Source organism: Aeromonas sp. QDB68 (assembly GCF_027707405.1).
GTDB classification, from domain to species: domain Bacteria; phylum Pseudomonadota; class Gammaproteobacteria; order Enterobacterales; family Aeromonadaceae; genus Aeromonas; species Aeromonas caviae.
In genome coordinates this window covers 1-22,539 of sequence record NZ_JAPCIQ010000069.1, presented here as the reverse complement: position 1 = coordinate 22,539, position 22,539 = coordinate 1, and the positions used below count along the sequence as shown (strand labels likewise).

The window sequence follows — 22,539 nt, the reverse complement described above, 5'->3', positions numbered from 1 at the left end:
ATGACTCATGATGAACCCTTTTTCATGGCTCCAGATGACAAACATGATCTCATATCAGGGACTTGTTCGCACCTTCCTTAGCATATTTGGCTTGGCAGGATCATGGCCATATCGAATAGCGAAGCGTATTCGGACGATCGCGAAAGGGAGCTTACCGAGAGGCCTCTGACTCCAGGGTTGCCTGCCTTGCCATTGCTCGGTGCGTGGCGGTATGCGGACGATTACGCTGCGCTAATCGTCCCTACATCAAGGCGTTGATTGCGTATGTTGAGCCCTTTCCTCTCTCCATTCCCCGCATTGCCAACCACCATGTCTGTCGTGACTCGCTGCTGACTTCTCCCCCGACTTCACCTTGGCTTCACACAGCCTCATTTTCCCTTCACAAATCCCCCCTATCTTCTGCCCACTGCTTAAAAGGCCCGGCTTGCCACAGGGTGGCGAGGGCCAAAGAGAGGGGAGCAAGACGATGAAATCCTGGATCAAATACGGGCTGGCCGGGGCCTTGATACTGGTGGCAAGCTTCTGGGGCGGCAGCGTGCGGGCGGCGGGGGCGTGGCCCGCTCAAGGGGGCCCGTGCCCGCCTGTCTCCCAGTTTCCCTAATATCAGGCCAATGACTGAACGCGCCGGGCTGATCTGTCAACGGAAGCGGAACAGCTCCCGGTGCAGCGGGGCGGCCAGATGGGCATCCAGGGTGTGGGCCATGGGCTCGGGGCCGCAGAACCACACCGGGGTGTGCTGGCGTTCACCCAGGGCGGCCAGATCCAGTCGGCCGCGCTCTGACTCCAGATGCAGCCGGTAGTCGACTCCGGCCCGGCGGCACAGCTCGGCCAGCCGATTGTGATAAGGGGCGGCCTCGGCGGTGGGGGCGCATTGCAGCAAGGTGGTGCCGGGGCGTTTTTCGCCGCGGCGCACCAGGGCCTCCAGCCAGGCGACGAAGGGGGTGATGCCGATACCGGCGCCCATCCAGAGCGCGGGGGCGGGATCCGGCAGGGCGAAGGCGCCATAGGGGCCGGTCACGATGACGGCATCCCCCACCCTGAGGTGCTGGTGCAGCCAGCGGGTGTGATCCCCGAGGGCGCGCACCGCCAGGGTCAGAGAGCGGTAGTCTGCCGAGACATCCACCAGGGTGTAGGGATGGGGCTCGCCGCGCCCGGCGAAGTTGAAGAAGGCGAACTGTCCGGGGCGGTAGCCGTGCAGGGGCGCGGTGAGGGCAACCCGGATCTCCAGGGTGCGCTCATCCAGGGGGGCGAGGGCGCTGACCGTCCCCTGGTGACGCGCGTTCTTGCCCACCCGGCCAAACAGGGAGTAGAGCGCCCCCAGGGCACCCAGCCCGCCGCCGATAAGCAGGGTCAGGCCGACCGGGGTCAGGACGCCGATGCGTGGCAGCAGGCACAGCCCGTGCAGCCAGCCCATCAGATAGATGACGGGGGCCAGCCGGTGAACCACCCGGAAGCGCTCGTAGCGCACCACCGCAAGCAGGCTCACCGCTACCAGGGCCAGCAGCAGATAGAAACCCCATTCCCCCAGGGTATTGCCGAGTTCGTGCCACAGGTCATCGCTGCCTGCGCCTGCGCCTGCACCGCGGCGTGCCGGCCGGGTCAGCCAGTCGGCGGTGACGGCCCACTTGGGGGCCTCCACCAGCAGCCAGTGGGACATCAGGGTGCCGGTGGCCCAGAGGGCGCTGCTGCGGTGCAGGCGCAACATGCGATCCAGCCCGCCGCACCAGGCCTCGAGCCTCGGCAGGCGCAGGGCCAGCAGCAAAGAGAGGGTCATGGCGCCGAGGCCAAGCAGACCGGTCAGGATCAGCAGCTCGTGGCGCCAGGGCCAGACGCTGGCGGGCCACTGGGTGAGACCAGCGAGCCAGAGCAGGGTGAGGGTCAGGGGCAGGGCCCAGACGAGGGATGCGGGTTTCATGATGTCCTCCTTGTCCATGCCTCCATTGCACGCCTGCTTTGTGGCGAAAGTGTGCCCCCTGACTACCTCTTTTGTAGCAGAGTGTGGCAAAGGGTCGCCGGGTCAGGGCAAGCGGGCTGAGGAGGGGGGCGCGGGGCAGAACAGGGGGGCAGGAAAGCGGTTGGCGTCACCCCACAGGCCTGGGTCTGGAGAGGGGTGATGCTGGGGCAGGCGCATGGCTGCCCCAGCAAACAGTCGTGTCAGGATTTTCGTCCCTTGCCGCCCTTGTTGCCCGCGAGGGCCTGCTTTCTGGCCTTCTGCTTCTGGGCGCCCTTGCTGGCGCGGCGCGGCTCGGGGTCGAAGCGGGTGAGATCCGGCTCAAAGCCCGGGAACCACTGCTGGGGCAGGCGGGTATCGAGCACGGCTTCGACTTTTTCCAGCAGGGGGGCGTCTTCCGGGCTGAACAGGGTGATGGCGAGCCCCTTGTTGCCGGCGCGGCCGGTGCGCCCGATGCGATGGACGTAATCCTCGGGCTGATGGGGGAACTCCAGATTGATCACATGGTTGAGATCCGTGATATCGAGGCCGCGGGCCGCCACGTCGGTGGCGACCAGCGCCTGCAAGGTGCCTGCGCGAAACGCCAGCAGCACGTTTTCCCGCGCGCTCTGTGACAGATCCCCGTGGAAGGCGAGCGCATTGATGCCCCCCTTGCCAAGCTGCTGGGCCAGCTTGTCGGCCCCCTGGCGAGTGCGGCTGAAGATCAGCGCCGGCGCCCAGCCCTTCACGGTCAGCATGTGTTGGACCAGCGCCACCTTGCGATCGCTGTCCACCGCATAGACCCGCTGCTCCACCTCGGCCGCCGTGGTGTTGCGCGGTGCCACTTCCACCAGCGCCGGGTCGCGCAGCAGTACCTTGCAGAGGGCAAACAGGTTGTCATCGCAGGTGGCCGAGAACAGCAGGGTCTGGCGATCCGCCGGGATTTGCTTCAACAGCGCCTGGATCTCGTCCATAAAGCCCATGTCGAGCATCCTGTCCGCCTCGTCAAACACCAGATGGCGCAGTTCGGCCAGCGTGAGCGCCCCCTGGCGCAGGTGATCGAGCAGGCGGCCCGGGGTGGCGATGAGGATATCCACCCCGGCGTTCAGCGCCTCCACCTGTGCGGCGATGCTCACCCCGCCGTAGACCAGCGTGCTGGTGAGAGTGGTGCCCCTGGCGTAGCGAGTGACGCTCTCGGCAACCTGCACCGCCAGCTCGCGGGTCGGCACCAGCACCAGGGCGCGGATGGGGCGAGGGCCATCGCTCGTCGGGTGTTGCAGCAACTGCTCCAGCAGCGGCAGCACGAAGGCGGCGGTCTTGCCGGTGCCGGTCTGGGCGCCCGCCATCAGATCCCGCCCCGCGAGGATCAGGGGGATGGCGCTGGCCTGCACCGGGGTGGGGGCGGCGTAGCCAAGCTCGGCCAGGGTTTGCTGCAAGCGGGGGGAGAGGGCCAGTTCGGCGAAAGAGGCAATGGACATAGGGCACCAGTATGGGGTTATCCCGCCCCGTGGCCGGGACGGAAACAATCAGCGTGGCCGGGATGGTAACAGATAGCAGGGGAGCGGCAGAAGCCGGGCCGCTCAGGGGGCCGAATTGTCACCCGGATCGCGGACAAGGCGGATGGTTTGCCCCTGGTAATAGGCGATATTGCGCTTGCCGTGCTGCTTGACGTGATAGAGCAGGTCGTCGGCCAGTTGCACCGCCTCGGTCACCGTCAGGTAATCGCGAATGCGGGTCACTCCGGCGGAGAAGGTGATGGGGGCGGGCAGTTCGGGGATGCGCAATGGCCGCTCCAGCAGACGGGCGGCGGAGTGATGCATCATGTTGTCATCGTCCATCCCCTTGAACAGCACGATGAACTCTTCCCCGCCCCAGCGAATGGCGACATCGCCCCTGCGAATATTGGCCTTGAGATGAGCGGTGAAGGCGACGAGCGCCAGGTCACCCACCCCGTGGCCATGGGTATCGTTGACGGACTTGAAGTTGTCGATGTCGAGGATCATCAGGTAGTCGTGCTCCTGCAGCAGCGCCTCGTTCAGGATGTCACGGCGCGGCAGTCGGGTCAGGTGGTCGGTCTGGGCCAGGGTGCGCAGGCGGGTAACCAGGCTGCGCCCCGTCAGCATGATCAGCAGCAGGATGATGAGATAGAGCTTGAAGGCCGCCCCGTAGAGCACGGACCGGATGAAATCGCCGTAACTGTATGACCACTTGAGGTAGAGATCATTGCCTGCCTGAGTGCGCATCAGCGGCGTGCTCAGGCAGAGGTGGAACGGGCGGCAGGGCTCGACCTCTTCGAAGGAGAGGACGGTCCGGGTCGGATTGAGGCTCTCGAAGGGGTGTAGCACATCCTTGAACGCCCGGTCGACGGCGATGTCGATGCCCTTGAGTCCATAGCGGTAGTCCTTGATGGCGGGCTCGTAATAGACGAAGGGGAAGTAGAGGGTGATGGTATTCAGTCCGGTGAAGGTGTCGGTGTAGATCTCGGATACCCAGGTTTCATCCGTGCTGCAGGGGACATGGGTGGCCGCGAAAAAGGCGCAGCCGAAATAGTGGGTCCAGGGCTCGATGTCGCTGAGGTCGGTGTTGATGGGCAACAACTGGCTCGGCAGCATCCCCTTGCTGGCGACCATGCCAAGCATGCGGCGATCATCATAGAAGGCGTAGAGGTTGAGGACCTCGGGGTTGGAGATGACGTATTGGTAGGCGAGGAGCATCTGGTTGGCCGGGGGCAACACGGGAATGACCGCCAGGCGCTTCAGGGTGGGGAGATCATAGCCATAGGCATAGGCCGTCGCATCCCCGTTCTCGCTGAAGATGGGCATCTTGATGCTGCTGTTGTCGATGAAGGCGGCCAGTTTCTCCGGCGCCAGGATGCGAGCCCGCTGATAGAACACCTCGAACAGGTTGGGCTGCTTGGCGGTGATGAGCGCCATGTCGTGCCTGATGACGAAGTAGGTGTAGTTGCACACCAATCCGAGCCCCATCAGGGCCAGGCAGAGCCAGCCAAGCCGGGTGAGCCATCGACGGGGGAGGAAACGCAGCAGTGAGGCGGCCATGGCGTGAACGCTTCCGTGGTGACAGAGGCCTTTTTTGTAACTGATTTTGCCGGGCATCACCAGATGAAGTTGGTGGGGCGCCATGGGGTGTGCACAAAAATGAGCCAGCAATATCAAAAAGATAGACGATAAGAACGCATTCGATGGTGGGCGGGGGAAAGGGGGGGCTGAAACAAGAGGGCATGGCGCCCTCTTGTGTGGAGTGAGACGACGCGCCTTAGCGAGCCTGGTATTTCGGCGAGCGGGGGCCAGGGAGGATGCCGTTGGGCATGTCGGCACTGAGTAGCCTGACGCTGGTGATGCCGGCGATTTCATGGCCCTTGTCGGTCAGGGTGTTGGCAATCTGATTGACCACCGCCACCACCAGCATGCCGATGAGGCCGCCCCCCGAATTGCCCTGCTGCTCGGCACTGCTGGCGCTGGCACTGCCTTCCCACAGCAGCTTGCCAGTGCGCAGATCCACCAGGCGGGCACTGGCGGTGACCACTGTCTCGCTGGAGATGACCAGATAGCTGGTGCCGTACTCCTTGATGTCGAGGTAGAGGGCGGTATCGGCACCGTAGATCTCGTGGAGCTTCTTGATGGGCAGCGCCTGGATGTCGGCGGGCTCGGTCACGCCGTTCTGCTGGAACGTCTCGTTGGTGACCGCCACCGGCAGCACGTAATAGCCGGACTCGGCGAGCGGATAGGTGATCTGGGATTGCAGGCTGGGGCCCGCCTTGATGTCCGGCGAGTGATTCACCGGCGGCAGCACCAGAATGGAGGTTGGTCTGCTCTCCTTGAAGTTGCTGTAGTCGTAGCCGGGGCCCTGTGCGCAGCCGCCCAGGAGGAGGGCGCCCAGCGTGAGGGCAAGGAGGGGGCGCAGGGTCATTGGGTCTCTCCCTTCTTGTTGGACATCAGGAAGTTCATGAAGGGGGCCGATTCGGGGAAGAGGCGCTTCTCGGTTTCGAACTGCTCGCGAGTCTGGGCATCCTTGCCGAGCTGGGCGTACAGCATGCCGAGGTGAGCGTGAAAGCCCGGTGGCACAGCCTGCCCCTTGGCGCTCGCTTCTTGCTGGTTTTTCTCCAGCGCATCGATCTGCGCTTCGACCCCGGTGTCGTCACCCTGCATGTGCTGGTAAACCACTCCCTGATATTGCTCCCAGTTGTAGAGCGTCTGCGGCCCCTGGGCGCAGGCGCTCAGCAGCAGGCCGCTGACCAGCAGCAGAGAAGGACGGAACAGCGTCATCTCGTCTCTCCTCATTGGGCCGGGCGCCAGGCACCGGTCTCGATGCCGTTCACCAGATTGTTGACGGCCTCGCGGATGGCGAGATCCAGCACCTTGCCGTTCAGGGTGGAGTCGTAGCTGGCGGTGCCGCCGAAGCCGACGATCTCGCGGTTGGAGAGTTCGTACTCCCCGGCACCCTGGGAAGAGAAGACCACTTCCGAGGTGGTGACGTTGACGATGTTCAGGTTGACCTTGGCATAGGCGATCTGTGACTTGCCGCGACCCAGGATGCCAAACAGCTGATGATCACCGACTTCCTTGCGACCAAACTCGGTGACGTCGCCGGTGACCACGTAGTCGGCGCCCTTGAGTTGCTGAGCCTGTTGCTTGATCCCGGCTTCGGCCTGGATCTCCGCCATGTTGTCGCGATCCAGCACGCTGAAGCGGCCGGTCTGCTGCAGGTGGGTGATCAGTACGGTTTTCGCCTGGTTGCCCAGCCGGTCCACGCCGTCGGAGAAGATGCCACGCATGTAGCTGGAACGGTTGTCGAACTTGCCGACGGCGATGGGGCTGCGTGCGCCCTGATAGTGGCTCTGATAGGAGGCAACCTTGGGTACCTCCAGGGTGCGCGACGACTCGCTCGCACAGGCTGTCAGCAAGCCCGCCATCAGGATGACACTGGATGAAACAACAAACTTCTTCATGTAAGGCCCCGTTATCAAAGGAAAAAACAGCGGCGGACTCTAACATGGTTCGTTGCGAAGAAAGTGCCCCGTATGGGGGGCATACCCGCTCAATCCCTGTGCGTTTGACAGGGGGTGGCGGGTGACCGGGTCTGTTGCAGGGGCTGGAACACCTCCTCCAGGGCTGCCACCAGGGCGCGCATTCGGCCCGTCTTCTGCACATCCGGGTGCAGCACCATCCAGATGTCGATGGGATCGTGCTGGTCAGGCAGCAGGCGCACCAGGGCGGGGTCTTCTTCGGCGAGGAAGGTGGAGAGCAGGGCAATGCCGAGCCCCTGCCGGGCGGCGGCCATCAGCACCAGCTGGGCATTGCTCTGCAGGACCACGTTGGGTTCGTGGAGCGGTTCGCCGCACAGACTCAGCCAGTGACGGGCCACCAGCTCTTTGGGAAAGAGCAGCAGGTCGTGCTCTTGCAGTGCCTGACCCGAGCGGGGCGTGCCCCGCCTGGCCAGGTAGTCGGGAGAGGCGTAGAGCCCCATCTTGATGGTGGCGAGCCGTTTGACCACGAGATCTCCCTGCTCGGGGCGCACGCTGCGAATGGCGAGATCCGCCTCCTGATTGGGGATGTCGCTCACGCTGACGGCGGTCAGCAACTTGAGGCGGATGCCGGGGTGGCGCTGGCGCAGCAGGGTGAACGCGGGCAGCACGAAGCCCTGGGCCAGGGTGTCCGTGGTGGCGATGCAAAGCTCCCCTTCCAGCTCCCCCAGGCTCGCGGTGCGCATCATGGCCAGGGCCGCCTGCGCCATGGCCTCGGCCTGGGGCAGCAGCGCTTCCCCCAGGGGGCTGGGGCGATAGTGTCTGGGGGTGCGGATAAACAGCTTGGCCCCCAGCTGCTGCTCGAGCAGGGTGATCCGCCGCCCGACGGTGGCCTGATCCACCCCGAGCTCGAGTCCGGCCTGCCGCAGGCTGCCCCGCCGTGCCAGGGCCAGGAAGAAGCGGGCATCGTCCCAATTGATCATGCTTGCTCCTCACTCAAGCAGAACGCCCGATTGGCGCCGCAATATTAGATGCCAGCGGGGATGGCAGCACAAGGGGATAGACCGGGTCCGGTGCGTGCCTGCGGCTCCCCGGCCAAGGGCCGCGCTACCCCGACGTGATGCAGGATTGAGTCGGCGTGATGCAGAACTGCCGCAGTCCGGGGTGGGCGGGATCGCTATGATGTCGCTCCCGATTGCGGTTTCATTCGTCTGCCACTGGAGTGTCCATGTCTGTCTCAAGCGTCCCGGCTTGCGAGCCAGGTCAGGTTGTCCATCCTCGTCTGCGCTGGTTTCTCTCCCTCGCCCTGATGTCGGCCCTGCTCAACAGCAGCGTGCCTACCCCGCTCTATCCCCATTACCAGGCGGCCCTGGCTCTGAGCGATCTCGGCCTCAGCCTCATCTATGGCGGCTATGCGGGGGGCGTGCTCATCGCCTTGTTCGGGGTGGGCAACCTGGCAGGACGAGTGGCGGATCTGCGCACCCTGATCCTGCCTGCCTTGGTGGCGGTCGGGGGCGGGGCACTGCTCTTCTCCCTGGCCGACAGCTTCTGGGCCCTTTTGCTGGCGCGGCTGCTGGCCGGGATTGGCACGGGCAGCCTGACCGGTGCCGCCAATGTGGCGCTGCTGCGTTTTGGCCCCAGGGATGGGGGCAAGCGGGCGGCGCTGAGCGCCACATTATCGTTCACCGCCGGGCTGGCCCTTGGCCCCGTGTTCAGCGGGCTGGCGCTGCAGCAGGATCTCTACCCGACCACGCTGCCGTTTCTGCTGATCCTGGGGATGGCGGCCTGCGCCATCGGGGGGCTGGTGTTGAGCTGGCCCAAAGGGGTGAGGGCGACGAAGGCCGCCCCGAGCGGGCAGGGTGGCGGCTCCCTGGGAGAGGGGCTCAGGGCCACGGGGGCCGGGTTCTTCCTTTGCGCCCTGGCGCTCTTCACCGCCTGGGCGGTGGCGGCCAGTTTGCTGGCCATGGGTCCCAAGGTGGTGAGCGAGATGCTGGGCATGACGGATCTGGGGCTGTTCGGCTATCTTGTCGCGGCCTATCTGGTCTTCTCCGGGCTTTGCCAGCTCTGGGCCCGTCGCCTGGATGCTCGCCATACCCTGCAAAGCGGCGTGCTGGCCCTGGCGCTGTGCGTGCTGCTCTTTGCCGGGGCCGTGCACGGCCTGCCGAGCTGGCTGGCGGGGTTGGGGCTGCTGGTGGCGGGTTACGCCCAGGGGGCCGTGTTCGTGGGCAGTGCGACCCTGGTCAACCGCATCGCCCCCGCGGCCAGCCATGCGCGGCTGCTCTCCCTCTTCTATGTGATCGCCTATGTGGCGAACTGGGTGCCCGTGTTGCTGGGCTGGGTGAGCGACGGGGCCGGCCTTGGCGTCGCGCTGGATCTGCTCTTCGTCGGCAGCACCCTGACAAGCCTGGGGCTGGCCTGGGCGGTGTCTCGGCGGCGCTTCGAACCCGCTGTGTGACAAGGCATCACCCATCGACCAGGACGACGCTCCCGGCATCCAGGTGATGCATCCACTCCCGCAGGATCAGCAGGGCGGCGGCGATGCGCTTCTCCCTCGGCAACTGAGCCGATGCCAGGAGATCCCCCTCCACCATGGCGGCAAGCTGACCGAACAACCGCTCTATGTTCTCCCGGCTCTGCACCCGGTTGCCGAGCACCTCGGCCAGGGGCTCCGGGCTTTGCAGGTGCAGCACGGGGTGGGGCGGGATCCGTGCCGCGAGGGGCATCAGCACATCCTCCACCACCATGATGGCTTGCTCAAGCTCCAGGGGCGTCGGCGGATCCCGGCGAAAGGGTCCCGGGGTCAGGGCATCGAGCCCCAGTGTCAATGCAAATGTCTGGCTGGTGCCATCGGCCGCGGTGAGCGCGACCTGGCTTCGGGTATTGCCCAGGCTCAGCAAAATGGTGTCGTGATGCTCTCTGGTCATCTGGTGTGCTCCCGGCGTTGGATGCCCCATGGATACACCCGCACGGGGCGGATTGGCGAGTCATTTCGCCCCCCATTCGGGCATCAGGGGTTGCAAAGATCGCCATGAGTGGCAATCTGGACGTCCAAACGTCTTTAAAGGAGCCCTGACATGGATATTCGTATCGTCCACCGCGCCCTCGTGCTCGCTCTCTCTCTGGTGGGGGCGAGTGCCCTTGCCAACGAGGCTCTGGTGTTCCAGACCGACTTCGGTCTCAAGGATGGCGCCGTCTCGGCCATGAAGGGGGTCGCCTTCGGGGTGGACCGCACCCTGCCGCTCCATGACCTGACCCATGAGATCCCGGCCTACAACATCTGGGAAGCCTCCTACCGCCTCTATCAGACCCTGCAATACTGGCCCGCGGGTACCGTCTTCGTCAGCGTGGTGGACCCCGGTGTCGGCACCGAACGCAAGTCGGTGGTACTCAAGACCAGGAGCGGCCACTACATCGTCAGCCCTGACAACGGCACCCTGACCCTGGTGGCGGAGCACTTCGGCATCGAGGCGGTGCGCCAGATAGACGAGAAGACCAACCGCCTCGAGGGCTCCGAGAAGTCCTACACCTTCCACGGCCGCGACGTCTACGCCTACACCGGCGCGCGCCTCGCCTCCGGTGCCATCAGCTTCGAGCAGGTGGGGCCCCTGCTGCCCGCCGAGGTGGTGACCATCCCCTATCAGCCTGCCGTGGTCGAGCAGGATGGCACCTTGAAGGGCACCATCCCGATCCTGGATGTGCAGTACGGCAACGTCTGGACCAACATCGACGAGGCCCTGCTCGGCAAGGCAGGCATCCACAAGGGGGACAACGCCTGCATCAGGATCAGCGAAGGGGATGCGCTGAAATACGAGGGCAAGGCCCCCTACGTCAGCAGCTTTGGCGATGTACCTGAAGGCCAGCCCCTGGTCTACCTCAACAGCCTGTTGCAGGTGTCGGTGGCCCTGAACATGGACAGCTTCGCCGCCAGACACCAGGTGCAATCCGGCGCCAACTGGCATATCAGCCTGAAGAAGTGCAACTAGACGCTGCCAGCGGGTGCTATCCGGTACAAACGGGCATATCAGTCTGAAGAAGTGCGGATAGGGTTCAACCCTTCTGTCGGCGACATGTCTTTCGGGGCGGTGGGACTCCTGTCCACCGCCCCTTGTCGTTGGCGGTGGCGTCTTGCCAGGCCAGCCGGTTATCTCATCATTTGTCATCCTCGCTTAATAAAGCGCTGCCATGCTGTGGCCGGACGCCGTGATGACGCAATGATTGCGCCGAGATAACAAGGAAAAGCCGATGAGCCGTTTTGACAAGAAAGACAGTGCCAACCACCCCCGCGAGCAGGAGCCGGCGTTCAACCGCCTCATCGAGGCGGGTCTCAGCCGCCGTGGCTTCCTCAAAGGGGTGGGCGCCGCCAGCATGGTGGCCTTCTTTGCCGCGAGCCCCGTGGCCCAGGCCGTGGCCGCCGCAACCCGGCCGCTGCTTGGCTTCCAGGCCGTGCCCGCCTCGGTGGCCGACACCATAGTGGTGCCGCCCGGCTACAAGGCCGAGGTGCTGATCGCCTGGGGAGATGCCCTCTTCCCCGATGCCCCCGCCTTTGCCCAAAGCAACGACGCCAAGGCCCAGGCCCGCCAGTTTGGCGACAACAACGACGGTATGAGCTTCTTCCCCCTGGGCCCGGATCGCGCCCTGCTCGCCGTCAACAACGAATACACCAACTACGAATACCTGTTTGCGGATGGCGGTAAGACCCTCAGTGCAGAGGCTGTCGCCAAGGCCCAGGCGGCCCACGGGGTCTCCCTGGTGGAGCTGGTGCGCATCGATGGCAAGTGGCAGGCCAACCCCAAGGGGGCCCTCAACCGCCGCATCACCGCCACGACCCCCATGACATTGAGCGGCCCGACGGCGGGCCATGCCCTGCTCAAGACCCAGGCCGATCCCGAGGGGCGCACCGCCCTTGGCACCTTCAACAACTGCGCCAATGGCCAGACCCCCTGGGGCACCTACCTCACCTGCGAGGAGAACGTCAACGGCTACTTCGGTAGCGAGGGCAAGCCGGCGCTGGACCAGCGCGCCGCCCGCTACGGTCTGGCCGCCGAGGATGCGGGCTTTGGTTGGCACAAATTTGACGAGCGGTTCGATCTCGCGAAGCATCCCCAGGAGCCGCACCGCTTCGGCTGGGTGGTGGAAATCGATCCCCGCGATCCCGCCTCCACCCCGAAGAAGCGCACCGCCCTTGGCCGTTTCAAGCATGAGAATGCGGCCTTCACCGTCAACCAGGATGGCCGCGCCGTGGTCTACCTCGGCGATGACGAGCGGGGGGAGCACATCTACCGCTTCGTCTCGAAGAACAAGGTGGCGCCGGGCAATGACCCCGCCAACCGGGATCTGCTGGACGAGGGCACCCTCTATGTGGCCCGCTTCGAGGCCAGGGAGGGGGAGCTCAAGGGCACCGGCCAGTGGCTGCCCCTGGTGCACGGCGAGCATGGTCTGACCCGGGAGAACGGCTTCGCCGATCAGGGGGAGGTGCTCATCTTCGCCCGGGAGGCGGCGACCCGGCTCGGCGCCACCACCATGGACAGGCCCGAGTGGGTGGCCGTGCATCCCCACAGGGCCGAGGTCTACTGCACCCTGACCAACAACAAGAACCGCGGCATCAAGGAGAACCAACCTCTCGATGGCGCCAACCCCAGGGCCGAGAACCCCTATGGCCAGATCATCCGCTGGCGCCCGATGGGGGACGATCACGGGAGCGACAGCTTCGAGTGGGATCTCTTCCTGCTGGCGGGCAACCCTGGCGTGCACAAGGAGGGGCTGATGGCGGGCAGTGCCAACATCCATCCGGACAACATGTTCAACAGCCCGGACGGCATCGGCTTCGACGAGGCGGGGCGGCTCTGGATCCAGACCGACGGCGATTACTCCAACGAGAAGCAGTTTGCCGGCATGGGCAACAACCAGATGCTGTGCGCCGATCCCGCGAGCGGCGAGGTGCGCCGCTTCCTGACCGGCCCCGTGGCCTGCGAAATAACGGGCCTCACCTTCACGCCAGACTGGCGCACCATGTTCGTCGGGGTGCAGCACCCGGGTGAGGAGGGGGCTCCCTCCCATTTCCCGGACGGCGGCACCGCCATCCCCCGCTCCGCTGTGTTGCGGATCACCCGGGACGATGGCGGCATCATCGGCGCCTGATGGCCCGGGGTAACCGCCTGGCCCGTGATGACAAGAGCCGCCTTCGGGCGGCTTTTTTTGTGGGTGTGGCGGGCGGGAGACAAAAAAGACCGGGTACGGGACCCGGTCAAAGAACCCGCGCATTCAGGGAAGAAGTGCGGGCGTTCAGGCTTGGTGGCGGGGCCGGGCATCGGCCCCCGATCCGGTGTCGGGGTGAGTGGCGTCACCCCGGCGTCAATGCGGGCTATTCGCGCTCCAGTGCGTGGATGGGCTCCAGCTTGGCGGCCCGGCGGGCCGGGGCGAAGCCGAATATTACCCCGATCAGGCTGGCGCAAAGGCAGGCCACCCCCATGGCGGCAAGGGAGTAGCTCATCCGGACGCCGCTGCTGAAGTGGTCGAACAGTTGGCCCACTACCAGGGAGAGGGCGATGCCGAGCACGCCCCCCAGCAGGCAGATCAGCACGGCTTCAATGAGGAACTGCTGCTGGATATCCCGGGTCCGGGCGCCGACCGCCATCCGCACCCCTATCTCCCGGGTGCGCTCGGTGACCGAGACTAGCATGATGTTCATCACCCCTATGCCCCCGACGATCAGGGAAATGAGGGCGATGAGGGCGATCAGCGTGGTCAGGGTGGCGCTGGTCTGGCTGATGGTCTGACGGATGCTGTCGGTGTTGAGCAGGAAGAAGTCCTGGCTGCCGTGGCGCAGGGTGAGCAGGCGGCTGATGCCGTCCTGGGCGGCGTCCAGGCTCACCTCGTCCCGCACGCGCACACTGATGCTGCGCAGATGGCTCTGCCCCAGCAGGCGGCTCATGGCGGTGGTATGAGGGATCCAGACGTTGAGGGTCTCGTCGCTGCCAAAGCCGCTCTGGTTCTTGATGGCGACCCCGATCACCCGGCAGGGCAGATCCCCCAGCAGGATCACCTGGCCCAGGGGGGACTGGGTCGGGGCGAACAGCTTGTCCCGGGTGTGCTCGTCGATCACCACCTCCTGGGCCAGGCTCTCCTCGCTCTGGCGATCAAAGCCCATGCCCTGGGCCAGGCGATAGCCCCTGACCTGGAAGAACTGGGCGCCGACGCCGTTGATGGTGCCGGAGACGGCGGTGCTGCCAAGGCGCAGGGTGGCGCTGGTGCTGAGGCTGGGGGTGACGCTGTGCACGTAGTCCAGCCGGGCGATGGCCTCGGCGTCCCCGAGCCGCAACGTCTGTATGGTAGCGGAGCGCATGTCCCCGAAGCCGCGGCCGGGGAACACCTCCAGGGTGCTGGTGCCCATGGCGTTGATGTTCTCCAGCACTCGCTCCCGGGAGCCCTGCCCGAGGGCCACCACGGTCACCACCGAGGCGATACCTATGATGATGCCGAGCATGGTGAGAAAGGTGCGCAGACGCTGGGCAACCATGGCCTTGAGGGCCATCTGCAGGGCATTCCCGAGCCCCGCCATCAGCGGGGTCTTCCCCCTGGCGGACGTCTTGGTGGCGGCCTGGGTCGCCTGGGGAAGGGCCTGTGGCTCGCGCGTGCGGCGATCGGCGATCACTCGGCCATCTTTCAGTTCGATGATCCGCTCGGCGTGGCGGGCGATGTCCATGTCGTGGGTGACGATCACCAGGGTGTGGCCCTGGCGATGCAGAGCTTGAAGGCTCGCCATCACCTCGGCGCCGCTCTGGCTGTCGAGGGCCCCGGTCGGCTCGTCGGCCAGGATCACCTCGCCGCCGTTGATGAGGGCCCGGGCGATGCTGACCCGCTGCTGCTGGCCGCCGGAGAGCTGGCTTGGCTTGTGTTCGAGCCGGCTGGCGAGGCCGAAGCGGGTCAGCAGGGCCTCGGCCCGCTGGCGTCGCTCGGCCGGATCCAGACCGGCGTAGAGGGCGGGCACTTCCACATTGGTGCGGGCATCGAGATCCGCCAGCAGGTGATAACGCTGGAAAATGAAGCCGAAGTGCTCCCGGCGCAGGGCGGCGAGCTCGTCCCGGCTGAGGGTGGCAGTATCGCGCCCGGCCACCAGATAGGCCCCCTCGCTCGGCTGATCCAGGCAGCCCAGCAGGTTCATCAGGGTGGATTTGCCGGAGCCCGAAGCGCCGACGATGGCCACCATCTCTCCACGGGCGATCGCCAGATCGATGCCATCGAGCACGGTGACGGTGCGCTCACCCTCTTTGAAGTGGCGGCGGATGCCCCGCAGTTGCAACAAGGCGCCCATGGTCACATCCCCATGGGGGGCGGCATGCCCCCGGCGGCGTTGCTCTGGCCTGCGTTCACTTCGCTGACGATGACCCGCTCACCGGTGCTCAGGCCCGACAGGATCTGGGCATCCACCTTGTTGTTCAGGCCGACCTTGACCCGGCGCAGGCTGATCCGGCCTCCGTCGTCGATCACCCTGACCTGATCCCCCTGCAGGGCGATGGCCGGGATCACCAGCGCATCTTTGAGCCGGACGACCACCAGATAGACCTGGGCCGTCATGCTGATCCTGAGCTGACCGTCCTGGTTGGGCACCTCGAACAGGCCGTGATAATAGATGGCGCTGCTGTCGCTGCTGCTGGTGGTGTCGTCGTCATTGATGGTGTCGGGGGCGGGCTCGATGGCCCGCAGGGATCCCTCGAAGCGGCGCTGGCTGTTGCCAAGAATGGTGAAATAGACCGGCATGCCGACCCGGACGTTGATGACGTCGGCCTCGGAGATCCTGGCCTCCACCGTCATGGTGTCGAGCTGGGCAATCTTGAGCAGGGTAGGGGTGCTCTGGCTGGCGTTGAGGGTCTGCCCCTCCTCCACCGGCATGGCCACCACGGTACCGGAGAGGGGGGCCAGGATCCGGGTATACCCCAGGTTGACCCGGGCTGTGTCCACCGCGATCTCGGCCTGCACCCGCTGGGCGTTGAGGGCCCGGATATCGGCCAGGGTCTCGTCCAGGGTCGCCTTGGCGCTGTCATGGTCGGCCGTGCTGCCAAGACCTCTTGCGACGATCTGCCGCTGGCGCTGGTATGCCAGGCGGGCATTGCGAAGGGTGGCCTCTTTGGAATCCAGCTGGGCCTGGAGGTTGTCGCGCTGGGCCAGGGCATCCTTGAGGGCGTTCTGCTGGGGCAGATCGTCGATCTCGACCAGCAGCTCCCCCTGTTTGACCTCCTGCCCCAGAGTCACGTGCAGTTTCTTGATCTGGCCCGACACCTGGGCGCCCACGCTCACCTGCTTGCGCGCCTTCAGGGTGCCGTCCGCCATGATGAGCTGCTCCAGATCCCGGATCTTTGCGCTGGCGGTGATGTAGTCGCTGGCGGGTGCCTTAGCCTGGGGGCGCCAGGCCAGCAACAGGGCGAGGGCGCACAGGGGCAGCAGCCAGAAGAGACGAGGGGAGAACGTGGGCATGACAACCTGTATCCTGAATGACGATCACGGCGGCACTCTACCCCAGAGCCGGGTTAAGGCTCTTTGCGCCAAGCGTAAGGGTTTCGTAAAAATGGCTGCCAAGTGCGTGGCAAGCGGCGAAAATGGCCGCCGACAAGGGAGACCGCATATGAAGATCCTGCTGGTGGATGACGATGCCGAACTGGGCGCCATGTTGAGTGAATACCTGGGGGGAGAAGGGTTTGATACCACCCAGGTGCTGACCGGAGGGGAAGGTGTGCACCATGCCCTCTCCGGCCGTTACAGCGCCCTGCTGCTGGATGTGATGCTGCCCGACTTGAGCGGCACCGAGGTGCTGCGCCAGGTGCGCCAGCGCAGCCGCCTGCCGATCATCATGCTGACCGCCAAGGGGGACAACGTGGATCGAGTGGTGGGACTGGAGATGGGGGCCGATGACTATGTGCCCAAACCCTGCTACCCCAGGGAGCTGGTGGCCCGGCTGCGGGCCGTTCTGCGGCGGGTCAACGAGGGGGGGAGCGCAACCCCCTCGCCGGATGCCCTCATCCTGGGGGATCTGACGGTCACCCCGGCCAACCGGGTCTGTCTCTGGCAGGGGGAGCCACTGGAGCTGACCGCCACCGAGTTCAACATGCTGGTGTTGCTGGTGCGAGCACCGGAGCAGGTGGTCACCAAGGACACCCTCTCCCTGCAAGGGGTAGGGCGCCCGAGGGAGGCCTATGATCGCAGCGTCGATGTGCACATCTGCAACCTGAGGCAGAAACTGCAGCAAAAAGCGGGGGAGGCCGTCACCATAGAGACGGTGCGCAGCATAGGGTACAAGATACGGTGATCCTCAAGGGACGTTTGTTCTGGAAGATTCTGCTGGGGTTCTGGCTGGCCATCGTGCTGGTCAGCCAACTGCTCTGGCTCGGTTTTCGTGCCGAGCGTGACCCCCCGGAAGAGCACCTGGCCCAGCAGTTGGCGAGCCAGCATCTGGAGATGGCGGCAGCCGTGCTGGCAAAGGGGGGAATCGAGGCTGCGACGGCATTGAGCCAGGCCATGTCGCCGCCGTTGCTGCAGATAACACTCCTTGATGTCTCCGATGCGCCTCCCCGGCCAGCGCCCCGGGCATCCAGGCTGCCAGCCTCCGGGGAACCTGGCCCGGGCAGCGTGCTGACACGCACCGTGATTGCCAGCGACGGGCAGACCTATCTGCTGCAGACCAGAGCGGACCCGCGCGTCCTCCCCGGCGGGCTTGCTCCCGGCCCCCTCTCCTGGCTCAACATTCCTCCGCCCATGCTCTGGATTGGCGGCCTGGGGGGACTCTTGTTCAGCATTCTGTTCGCCTGGCACCTGACCCGGCCCATGAACGCCCTGCGGCGCAGCTTCGATCGGGTAGCCAGAGGGGATCTGGAGGTCAGACTCTGGCCCGCTCTGCGCTGGCGCCGGGACGAGCTGACGGAGGTGGCGAAGGAGTTCGATCTCATGGTGGAGCGGTTGCAGCAACTGGTCGAGGGGCGCGAGCAGCTGCTTCACGACGTCTCCCACGAGCTGCGATCCCCCCTGGCCCGCATCCAGATGGCCATCGGCCTGGCGGAGCAGCGCCCGGAGAAGGCGAGCGACGCCCTGGCGCGGATCCGGCTCGAGACGGAGCGGATGGACAGGATGATAGGGGAGCTGCTGACCCTCTCCCGTGCCGAGCAGGGCCACGGGCTTGAGCAGAGCCACTACGACCTGCTGGCGCTGGTGGAGACCGTCGTCCAGGATGCCAGGTTCGAAGCCCAGCAATCCGGAGTCGAGATAGCGCTCGAGGCGGCGCTGGGGGAGGGTTGCCTCCTGCTGGGGCATGCCGAGCTGGTGCGCCGCGCCGTGGATAATGTGGTGCGCAACGCCCTGCGTTTCTCGCAGTCGGGCCAGATGGTGAATGTTCGCGTGCTGCGCCTGGGCCAGGAGATGCAGCTCTCCATCGCCGATCGGGGGCCCGGGGTGGAGGAGGGGAAGCTGGCGGGGATCTTCGACCCCTTCGTGCGCATCGGCTCACCCCGCATGGGCAAGGGCTACGGGCTCGGGCTCGCCATCGCCCGCAAGGCGGTGATTCTGCAGGGCGGTACCATCCAGGCGCGCAATCGCGCACAGGGGGGGCTGAGAGTGACCATGACGCTGCCAGTGCATGACCCGTCCTGAGGTACGCGGCTCAGACCCGAGTGGGGTAAAACCCCTGTAATGAAAGAGGGGGCCAAGGCCCCCTGCTCGTATCTGTTCCTCCGTGCGATTCAGCGCAGCGCCGCTGGCGGCGGCACCTCGGTGTAGCGCCCGTCTATTTCTCGCAGGTAGTAGTGACCCTCCCTGACGTAATAGCGGCGGCCATCCAGATCAAGAGGGATGAGCCCTGTCTCTGCCACCACCAGGACCTGAGGAGGCGGGGAGACCACCACATAGTGGTTCTCCTGCCGGCGGTAGAAAATGCCGTCGAGCACATAGTAGGTGAGCCCGGCCAGCAGCAGTGTTTCCACCCCTCCCGGCAGCCTGTCGACGCGGTGGCCGAAGCCAGGGCCAGCCCCATGGCCGTACTGCGGGGCAGGGCTCTCCCATCCGCCCGGTCTGCCAATGTTCCCCGGACCCGCCATGGCGGGCAGGGCGATGGCCATGGCAAGCAGCCAGAGTGAAGGGCGGTGCAGACTCATCTCACTGCCCCTTGAGCGGCGCACCGGCGGGCTGGGGTTTGAGTGGCTGGGGCGGCAGTTCGCGCACGCTGACCGTGACCTCGTAGCGGGTATCCGGCTTGGCGGCATCAATGTTTTTGGACAGCGCCTGGACCAGGGCCTGGGGATCCGCCCCCTGCTTGCTGGCGTGATAGAGCACGGAGGAGGACGGTGTCATGGGGCCTCCTTGGCGGGCGCCCATCGGGGGCGGCATCTCGCCTGCATGAAGGAGCGTGGTGCCCAGCAGCAGGGCAAGGGCGACAGGATAGCGTGACATGATGATGACTCCATTGATGGGAACGCCCCCATCAAACGCGACGCGTGCGCCCGGCTCAACCACCTTTACACCCTCTTTTCGCCCTCTTTACAGTTGTGACAACGGGCGCCGTGGCGCTCGTTGTGTGTCGTGAACCGCTCGCCGGATCAAAACTCGTTGGAGAGCGCCTTGTAACCCTTGACGAGGTCGATGTTGGTGTGAGCCACATCCTCGGAGAACTCGGTGGCGTCCACGGTGACGCGCGGGATCTGCGCCAGATCGCTCTGCTGGTTGATGCGGGTGGTGGAGGGGACATAGAAGCCGGGGGGAATATCGCAGCCATCGACCACGGAGTTGTGGCGCACCACGGACCCTTCGCCGATGTGGCAGTTGAACAGCACGCTGTTGAAGCCGATGAAGACCCGGTTACCCACTTCGCAGGGGCCGTGGACGATGCTGCGGTGGGCGATGGAGCTGAACTCGCCGATGGTGACGGCAGCGCCGGATTTGGAGTGGATGACGACGCCATCCTGAATGTTGGAGTTGGCGCCGATGACGATGGGTTCCATGTCACCGCTCTCGTCCACTTCGTCTGCGCGGATCACGGCATAGGGGCCGACAAACACGTTCTCCTTGATGATCACCTTGCCACAGATGATGGCGGTCTTGTCGATATAGGCGGATTCGTCGATAACGGGCAGGTGACCTGAGGGATTCTTGCGGATCATGTTACGTCCTGTTGCTGATGAAATCGGGGAAACGTGGCGCGTCATGAAGGCCCGCCGGAGAGCCAGCTTACGCCTCTGATCCGGCAGGGGAAACCTTTTACTGGTCTGACCCATAGTGAGTAAGGCCATTTTGAGCGATTGTTCTTTGACTCCCTGTTATGGGAGCATGAGGGCGCAAAATGGGGCGCAACCGGGTGCAAAGAGATGAGGGGGAACGAGAGATGAAGCAGGTCATGGTATGGCTGGTGGGGTCGCTGTTGTGGATCTCCGCCGCCCAGGGCAAAGGCTATGCGGGGGAGTTTGACTATTACGCCATGGCACTCTCCTGGTCGCCCGAGCATTGCGCCATCAAGCCAGGGGATCGGGAGCAGTGCGCCCGCAAGCTGGGGTTCGTGCTGCATGGGCTCTGGCCCCAGTATCAGCGCGGCTACCCCGCCAGCTGCACCCGCGAGCGGCTGGATGCGGATATGGAGCAACAGTTTGCCGGGCTCTACCCCAGCCGCTTCCTCTATCGCCATGAATGGGAGAAGCACGGCACCTGTTCCGGGCTGAGCCAGGAGGCATTTCACCAATTGGCCAGCGATCTGCGCCAGAAGGTGAAGATCCCGGCCGCCTATCAATCGCCGGAAGAGCCGCTGCGCAAAACCAGCTTCCAGCTCAAGGCCGATCTGGCGAGCGCCAACCCGTGGCTGGCCCCCGACAACATCACGGTGGCTTGCGCTGATGGGGGCCGTTTCCTGCGGGAGATCTACATCTGCATCAACAAGCAGGGAACGGATGCCGTCCCCTGCTCCGACGAGATGCAGAAGCGGGAGCGCCGCTCCTGTGGCCAGCCGGACTTCCTGCTGCGCAGCGTGCGTTGACACTTCACGTTCGGGCCCTTCGCGGGCCCGATGTGCAATGAACCTCAAGGAGCCTGATGGATGAAAGCCAAGACAGGATGTCTGGCCGGGAACTGGACAGGCGATATCGCCAGACGACGTGTCAGCACGTCAGGTGCGATCTGCCGACTCAACCCGCCTCTGGCGCACAATCAGACTGACCATCAGAAACAGGAAACCATCATATGACGCTCTTTGCCGAACTGGGGATGCGCTATCCCGTCATTCAGGCCCCCATGGCGGGCGTGCAGAACAGCGCCCTGGCGATGGCGGCGACCAGTGCGGGGGCACTGGGCTCCCTGCCTGCCGCCATGCTGAGTGGTGCCGAGCTGCGCCAGGAGCTGAGCCGCCTCGCCGCCAGCGGGCCAGGCCCATACAACATCAACTTCTTTTGCCATCGGCAGCACGAGCCGGAACCGGCAGCGGAGCAGCGCTGGCGCCAGGTACTGTTACCCTATTACGCCGAGTTCGGGCTGGATGCCGCGGCGCCGTCGCGAGCCCCCTCTCGGGCCCCCTTCAATGACGAGCATGCGGCCCTGCTTGCAGAGTTCAGACCTGCCGTGGTCAGTTTCCACTTCGGCTTGCCCGAGCCCGAATTGCTTGCCCAGGTAAAAGCCACAGGCGCAAAAGTGTTTGCCAGCGCCACCACGGTGGCAGAAGCGCAGTGGCTTGCTGACCACGGAGCCGATGCCGTCATCGCCCAGGGGCTGGAGGCGGGTGGCCATCGCGGTCACTTCCTGAGTGAGGATCTCAGCTTGCAGCAGGGCACCTTTACCCTTCTGCCACAGGTAGTGGCGGCAGTAGCGATCCCGGTCATCGCCGCCGGGGGCATAGTCGACGGCAAGGGGATCAAGGCTGCCTTGGCACTGGGGGCCAGCGCAGTCCAGGTGGGAACGGCGTTCCTCTGCTGCCACGAGGCGACGACCTCGCCCCTGCACCGTGCGGCGCTGCAGGGGAGGCATGGCCAACACACCGCACTGACCAATCTGTTCAGCGGCCGTCCGGCGCGGGGCATAGTCAACCGCTTGATGCGGGAACTCGGCCCTCTTTCGGTGTTGCCGCCAGACTTCCCGTATGCCAGCGGCGCATTGGCTCCGTTGCGTGCCGCAGCCGAAAAGGCGGGTGACCGCGGTTTCTCGCCACTCTGGGCCGGGCAGAATATATCGGGCTGCCGCTCCATGGCGGCAGCCGAGCTGATCGCTGCCTGGGTTGCTGAGGCAGGACTGGTCTGAGCGTCACTTTGCGATTCTCTTCCTTTAAATACGGATTGATATGGTCAGCAACCCTTCGAACAGGAGACGGGCAGAGAGGAACGGGAGGTAATAGGGTGCAGAATGAGCCCTTCTGGGGCTTGCCCTGTGGGTAAGTCTGTATAAAAACTGTGTTTTGATATGAATAACTAAGAATTGGCATTTTTTCGCAATTTTATTGCGATGAGAGCTTGCCAATGTGATCTATGTCTCTATAATGCGCCTCCATCGACAGGGCAAGCGGCAACGCAAACAAGCCGGTCGGTAGCCTCGAAAAGCCTTTGAAAATAAGGCTTGACTCGAGAAGGCGGTTGAGTAGAATGCCACTCCCGCAGCAGCCAAAAGCTGCGTCGCTCTTTAA

The 22,539-nt window shown here is 64.9% G+C and carries 22 protein-coding genes and 1 pseudogene; 9 read left to right on the top strand and 14 right to left on the bottom strand.

Going from position 1 to position 22,539, the window contains the following annotated elements; translation table 11 throughout:
- Positions 1 to 466 precede the first annotated feature (466 nt).
- A pseudogene (locus tag PG892_RS22675) lies at positions 467 to 547 on the top strand (subclass B2 metallo-beta-lactamase); the annotation flags it as partial.
- A 90-nt stretch (positions 548 to 637) separates the two neighbouring features.
- Here the strand turns inward: PG892_RS22675 and PG892_RS16620 are convergent.
- The 7 genes from PG892_RS16620 to PG892_RS16590 all read right to left on the bottom strand — a co-directional run bounded on the left by PG892_RS16620 (position 638) and on the right by PG892_RS16590 (position 7,894).
- Positions 638 to 1,915, bottom strand: coding sequence for a ferredoxin reductase family protein (locus PG892_RS16620; RefSeq protein ID WP_410198513.1), 1,278 nt, complete (start codon positions 1,913 to 1,915; stop codon positions 638 to 640).
- Positions 1,916 to 2,154: 239 nt separating this feature from the next.
- On the bottom strand, positions 2,155 to 3,408 hold the full coding sequence (locus PG892_RS16615) for a DEAD/DEAH box helicase (protein WP_216986746.1): 1,254 nt from the start codon (positions 3,406 to 3,408) through the stop codon (positions 2,155 to 2,157).
- 102 nt (positions 3,409 to 3,510) lie between these two features.
- Positions 3,511 to 4,986, bottom strand: a complete 1,476-nt coding sequence (locus PG892_RS16610) for a GGDEF domain-containing protein (protein ID WP_216986747.1) — start codon at positions 4,984 to 4,986, stop codon at positions 3,511 to 3,513.
- Positions 4,987 to 5,203: 217 nt separating this feature from the next.
- On the bottom strand, positions 5,204 to 5,857 hold the full coding sequence (locus tag PG892_RS16605) for a DUF799 domain-containing protein (protein WP_109112566.1): 654 nt from the start codon (positions 5,855 to 5,857) through the stop codon (positions 5,204 to 5,206).
- Positions 5,854 to 6,213, bottom strand: coding sequence for a DUF4810 domain-containing protein (locus PG892_RS16600; RefSeq protein ID WP_042016536.1), 360 nt, complete (start codon positions 6,211 to 6,213; stop codon positions 5,854 to 5,856). The genes PG892_RS16605 and PG892_RS16600 overlap by 4 nt, the downstream gene beginning before the upstream one ends.
- An 11-nt stretch (positions 6,214 to 6,224) precedes the next feature.
- On the bottom strand, positions 6,225 to 6,896 hold the full coding sequence (locus tag PG892_RS16595) for a CsgG/HfaB family protein (RefSeq protein WP_029313711.1): 672 nt from the start codon (positions 6,894 to 6,896) through the stop codon (positions 6,225 to 6,227).
- A gap of 89 nt (positions 6,897 to 6,985) precedes the next feature.
- Positions 6,986 to 7,894, bottom strand: coding sequence for a LysR family transcriptional regulator (locus PG892_RS16590; protein ID WP_213320722.1), 909 nt, complete (start codon positions 7,892 to 7,894; stop codon positions 6,986 to 6,988).
- Positions 7,895 to 8,139: 245 nt separating this feature from the next.
- On the opposite strand from PG892_RS16590, the gene PG892_RS16585 reads away from it, so the two are divergent.
- Entirely contained in the window at positions 8,140 to 9,366 is a 1,227-nt protein-coding gene (locus PG892_RS16585; protein ID WP_109112565.1) for an MFS transporter, read from the top strand.
- Positions 9,367 to 9,373: 7 nt separating this feature from the next.
- Here the strand turns inward: PG892_RS16585 and PG892_RS16580 are convergent, their stop codons facing one another.
- Entirely contained in the window at positions 9,374 to 9,835 is a 462-nt protein-coding gene (locus PG892_RS16580; RefSeq protein ID WP_109112564.1) for a hypothetical protein, read from the bottom strand.
- Between the two features lie 150 nt (positions 9,836 to 9,985).
- On the opposite strand from PG892_RS16580, the gene PG892_RS16575 reads away from it, so the two are divergent.
- Positions 9,986 to 10,894 carry an SAM hydrolase/SAM-dependent halogenase family protein gene (locus PG892_RS16575; RefSeq protein WP_270825596.1) on the top strand — a complete coding sequence of 303 codons (909 nt, stop codon included), beginning with the start codon at positions 9,986 to 9,988 and terminating at the stop codon, positions 10,892 to 10,894.
- A 259-nt stretch (positions 10,895 to 11,153) separates the two neighbouring features.
- A complete protein-coding gene (locus tag PG892_RS16570; RefSeq protein ID WP_270825595.1) occupies positions 11,154 to 13,049 on the top strand; it encodes a PhoX family protein in 1,896 nt (631 codons plus the stop codon).
- Between the two features lie 223 nt (positions 13,050 to 13,272).
- Here the strand turns inward: PG892_RS16570 and PG892_RS16565 are convergent, their stop codons facing one another.
- Complete coding sequence (locus PG892_RS16565; protein WP_109112561.1) at positions 13,273 to 15,222, bottom strand: MacB family efflux pump subunit; 1,950 nt, start codon at positions 15,220 to 15,222, stop codon at positions 13,273 to 13,275.
- Positions 15,223 to 15,224: 2 nt separating this feature from the next.
- The gene (locus tag PG892_RS16560; protein WP_270825594.1) at positions 15,225 to 16,382 is read right to left on the bottom strand and encodes an efflux RND transporter periplasmic adaptor subunit; all 1,158 of its coding nucleotides are present in this window, start codon (positions 16,380 to 16,382) and stop codon (positions 15,225 to 15,227) included.
- 148 nt (positions 16,383 to 16,530) lie between these two features.
- Between PG892_RS16560 and PG892_RS16555 the strand changes: the two genes are divergently transcribed.
- Both PG892_RS16555 and PG892_RS16550 read left to right on the top strand, forming a co-directional pair.
- On the top strand, positions 16,531 to 17,211 hold the full coding sequence (locus PG892_RS16555) for a response regulator transcription factor (protein ID WP_010672948.1): 681 nt from the start codon (positions 16,531 to 16,533) through the stop codon (positions 17,209 to 17,211).
- 14 nt (positions 17,212 to 17,225) lie between these two features.
- The gene (locus PG892_RS16550) at positions 17,226 to 18,545 is read left to right on the top strand and encodes a HAMP domain-containing sensor histidine kinase (RefSeq protein ID WP_202395286.1); all 1,320 of its coding nucleotides are present in this window, start codon (positions 17,226 to 17,228) and stop codon (positions 18,543 to 18,545) included.
- Between the two features lie 89 nt (positions 18,546 to 18,634).
- On the opposite strand, the gene PG892_RS16545 is transcribed toward PG892_RS16550, so the two are convergent.
- From PG892_RS16545 to PG892_RS16535, 3 genes are all read right to left on the bottom strand, one after another.
- The gene (locus PG892_RS16545) at positions 18,635 to 19,045 is read right to left on the bottom strand and encodes a DUF6515 family protein (RefSeq protein ID WP_270663544.1); all 411 of its coding nucleotides are present in this window, start codon (positions 19,043 to 19,045) and stop codon (positions 18,635 to 18,637) included.
- A gap of 1 nt (position 19,046) precedes the next feature.
- Positions 19,047 to 19,340, bottom strand: a complete 294-nt coding sequence (locus PG892_RS16540; protein ID WP_109112557.1) for a hypothetical protein — start codon at positions 19,338 to 19,340, stop codon at positions 19,047 to 19,049.
- Between the two features lie 146 nt (positions 19,341 to 19,486).
- Positions 19,487 to 20,047: a gamma carbonic anhydrase family protein gene (locus PG892_RS16535; RefSeq protein ID WP_041994991.1), complete on the bottom strand. Its 561-nt coding sequence runs from the start codon at positions 20,045 to 20,047 to the stop codon at positions 19,487 to 19,489.
- Between the two features lie 221 nt (positions 20,048 to 20,268).
- Between PG892_RS16535 and PG892_RS16530 the strand changes: the two genes are divergently transcribed.
- Genes PG892_RS16530 through PG892_RS16520 form a run of 3 tightly spaced genes read left to right on the top strand, consistent with a single transcriptional unit; the run spans position 20,269 to position 22,160 of the window.
- Entirely contained in the window at positions 20,269 to 20,910 is a 642-nt protein-coding gene (locus PG892_RS16530; RefSeq protein WP_109112567.1) for a ribonuclease T2 family protein, read from the top strand.
- Between the two features lie 60 nt (positions 20,911 to 20,970).
- Entirely contained in the window at positions 20,971 to 21,117 is a 147-nt protein-coding gene (locus PG892_RS16525) for a hypothetical protein (protein ID WP_160839511.1), read from the top strand.
- Positions 21,114 to 22,160 (top strand): NAD(P)H-dependent flavin oxidoreductase, encoded by a 1,047-nt coding sequence (locus PG892_RS16520; protein WP_270825593.1) that lies wholly within the window; start codon positions 21,114 to 21,116, stop codon positions 22,158 to 22,160. Before PG892_RS16525 ends, PG892_RS16520 begins: the two co-directional genes overlap by 4 nt.
- Positions 22,161 to 22,353: 193 nt before the next feature.
- On the opposite strand, the gene PG892_RS16515 is transcribed toward PG892_RS16520, so the two are convergent.
- The coding region (locus tag PG892_RS16515) for a hypothetical protein (RefSeq protein WP_270825592.1) at positions 22,354 to 22,539 on the bottom strand (186 nt) is incomplete at its 5' end.

Excerpts from the sequence above, each read along its gene's own strand:
- PG892_RS16620 (WP_410198513.1), bottom strand. The coding sequence starts at position 1,915 with ATGAAACCCGCATCCCTCGTCTGGGCCCTGCCCCTGACCCTCACCCTG.
- PG892_RS16615 (WP_216986746.1), bottom strand. The coding sequence starts at position 3,408 with ATGTCCATTGCCTCTTTCGCCGAACTGGCCCTCTCCCCCCGCTTGCAG.
- PG892_RS16610 (WP_216986747.1), bottom strand. The coding sequence starts at position 4,986 with ATGGCCGCCTCACTGCTGCGTTTCCTCCCCCGTCGATGGCTCACCCGG.
- PG892_RS16605 (WP_109112566.1), bottom strand. The coding sequence starts at position 5,857 with ATGACCCTGCGCCCCCTCCTTGCCCTCACGCTGGGCGCCCTCCTCCTG.
- PG892_RS16600 (WP_042016536.1), bottom strand. The coding sequence starts at position 6,213 with ATGACGCTGTTCCGTCCTTCTCTGCTGCTGGTCAGCGGCCTGCTGCTG.
- PG892_RS16595 (WP_029313711.1), bottom strand. The coding sequence starts at position 6,896 with ATGAAGAAGTTTGTTGTTTCATCCAGTGTCATCCTGATGGCGGGCTTG.
- PG892_RS16590 (WP_213320722.1), bottom strand. The coding sequence starts at position 7,894 with ATGATCAATTGGGACGATGCCCGCTTCTTCCTGGCCCTGGCACGGCGG.
- PG892_RS16585 (WP_109112565.1), top strand. The coding sequence starts at position 8,140 with ATGTCTGTCTCAAGCGTCCCGGCTTGCGAGCCAGGTCAGGTTGTCCAT.
- PG892_RS16580 (WP_109112564.1), bottom strand. The coding sequence starts at position 9,835 with ATGACCAGAGAGCATCACGACACCATTTTGCTGAGCCTGGGCAATACC.
- PG892_RS16575 (WP_270825596.1), top strand. The coding sequence starts at position 9,986 with ATGGATATTCGTATCGTCCACCGCGCCCTCGTGCTCGCTCTCTCTCTG.
- PG892_RS16570 (WP_270825595.1), top strand. The coding sequence starts at position 11,154 with ATGAGCCGTTTTGACAAGAAAGACAGTGCCAACCACCCCCGCGAGCAG.
- PG892_RS16565 (WP_109112561.1), bottom strand. The coding sequence starts at position 15,222 with ATGGGCGCCTTGTTGCAACTGCGGGGCATCCGCCGCCACTTCAAAGAG.
- PG892_RS16560 (WP_270825594.1), bottom strand. The coding sequence starts at position 16,382 with ATGCCCACGTTCTCCCCTCGTCTCTTCTGGCTGCTGCCCCTGTGCGCC.
- PG892_RS16555 (WP_010672948.1), top strand. The coding sequence starts at position 16,531 with ATGAAGATCCTGCTGGTGGATGACGATGCCGAACTGGGCGCCATGTTG.
- PG892_RS16545 (WP_270663544.1), bottom strand. The coding sequence starts at position 19,045 with ATGAGTCTGCACCGCCCTTCACTCTGGCTGCTTGCCATGGCCATCGCC.
- PG892_RS16540 (WP_109112557.1), bottom strand. The coding sequence starts at position 19,340 with ATGTCACGCTATCCTGTCGCCCTTGCCCTGCTGCTGGGCACCACGCTC.
- PG892_RS16535 (WP_041994991.1), bottom strand. The coding sequence starts at position 20,047 with ATGATCCGCAAGAATCCCTCAGGTCACCTGCCCGTTATCGACGAATCC.
- PG892_RS16530 (WP_109112567.1), top strand. The coding sequence starts at position 20,269 with ATGAAGCAGGTCATGGTATGGCTGGTGGGGTCGCTGTTGTGGATCTCC.
- PG892_RS16525 (WP_160839511.1), top strand. The coding sequence starts at position 20,971 with ATGAAAGCCAAGACAGGATGTCTGGCCGGGAACTGGACAGGCGATATC.
- PG892_RS16520 (WP_270825593.1), top strand. The coding sequence starts at position 21,114 with ATGACGCTCTTTGCCGAACTGGGGATGCGCTATCCCGTCATTCAGGCC.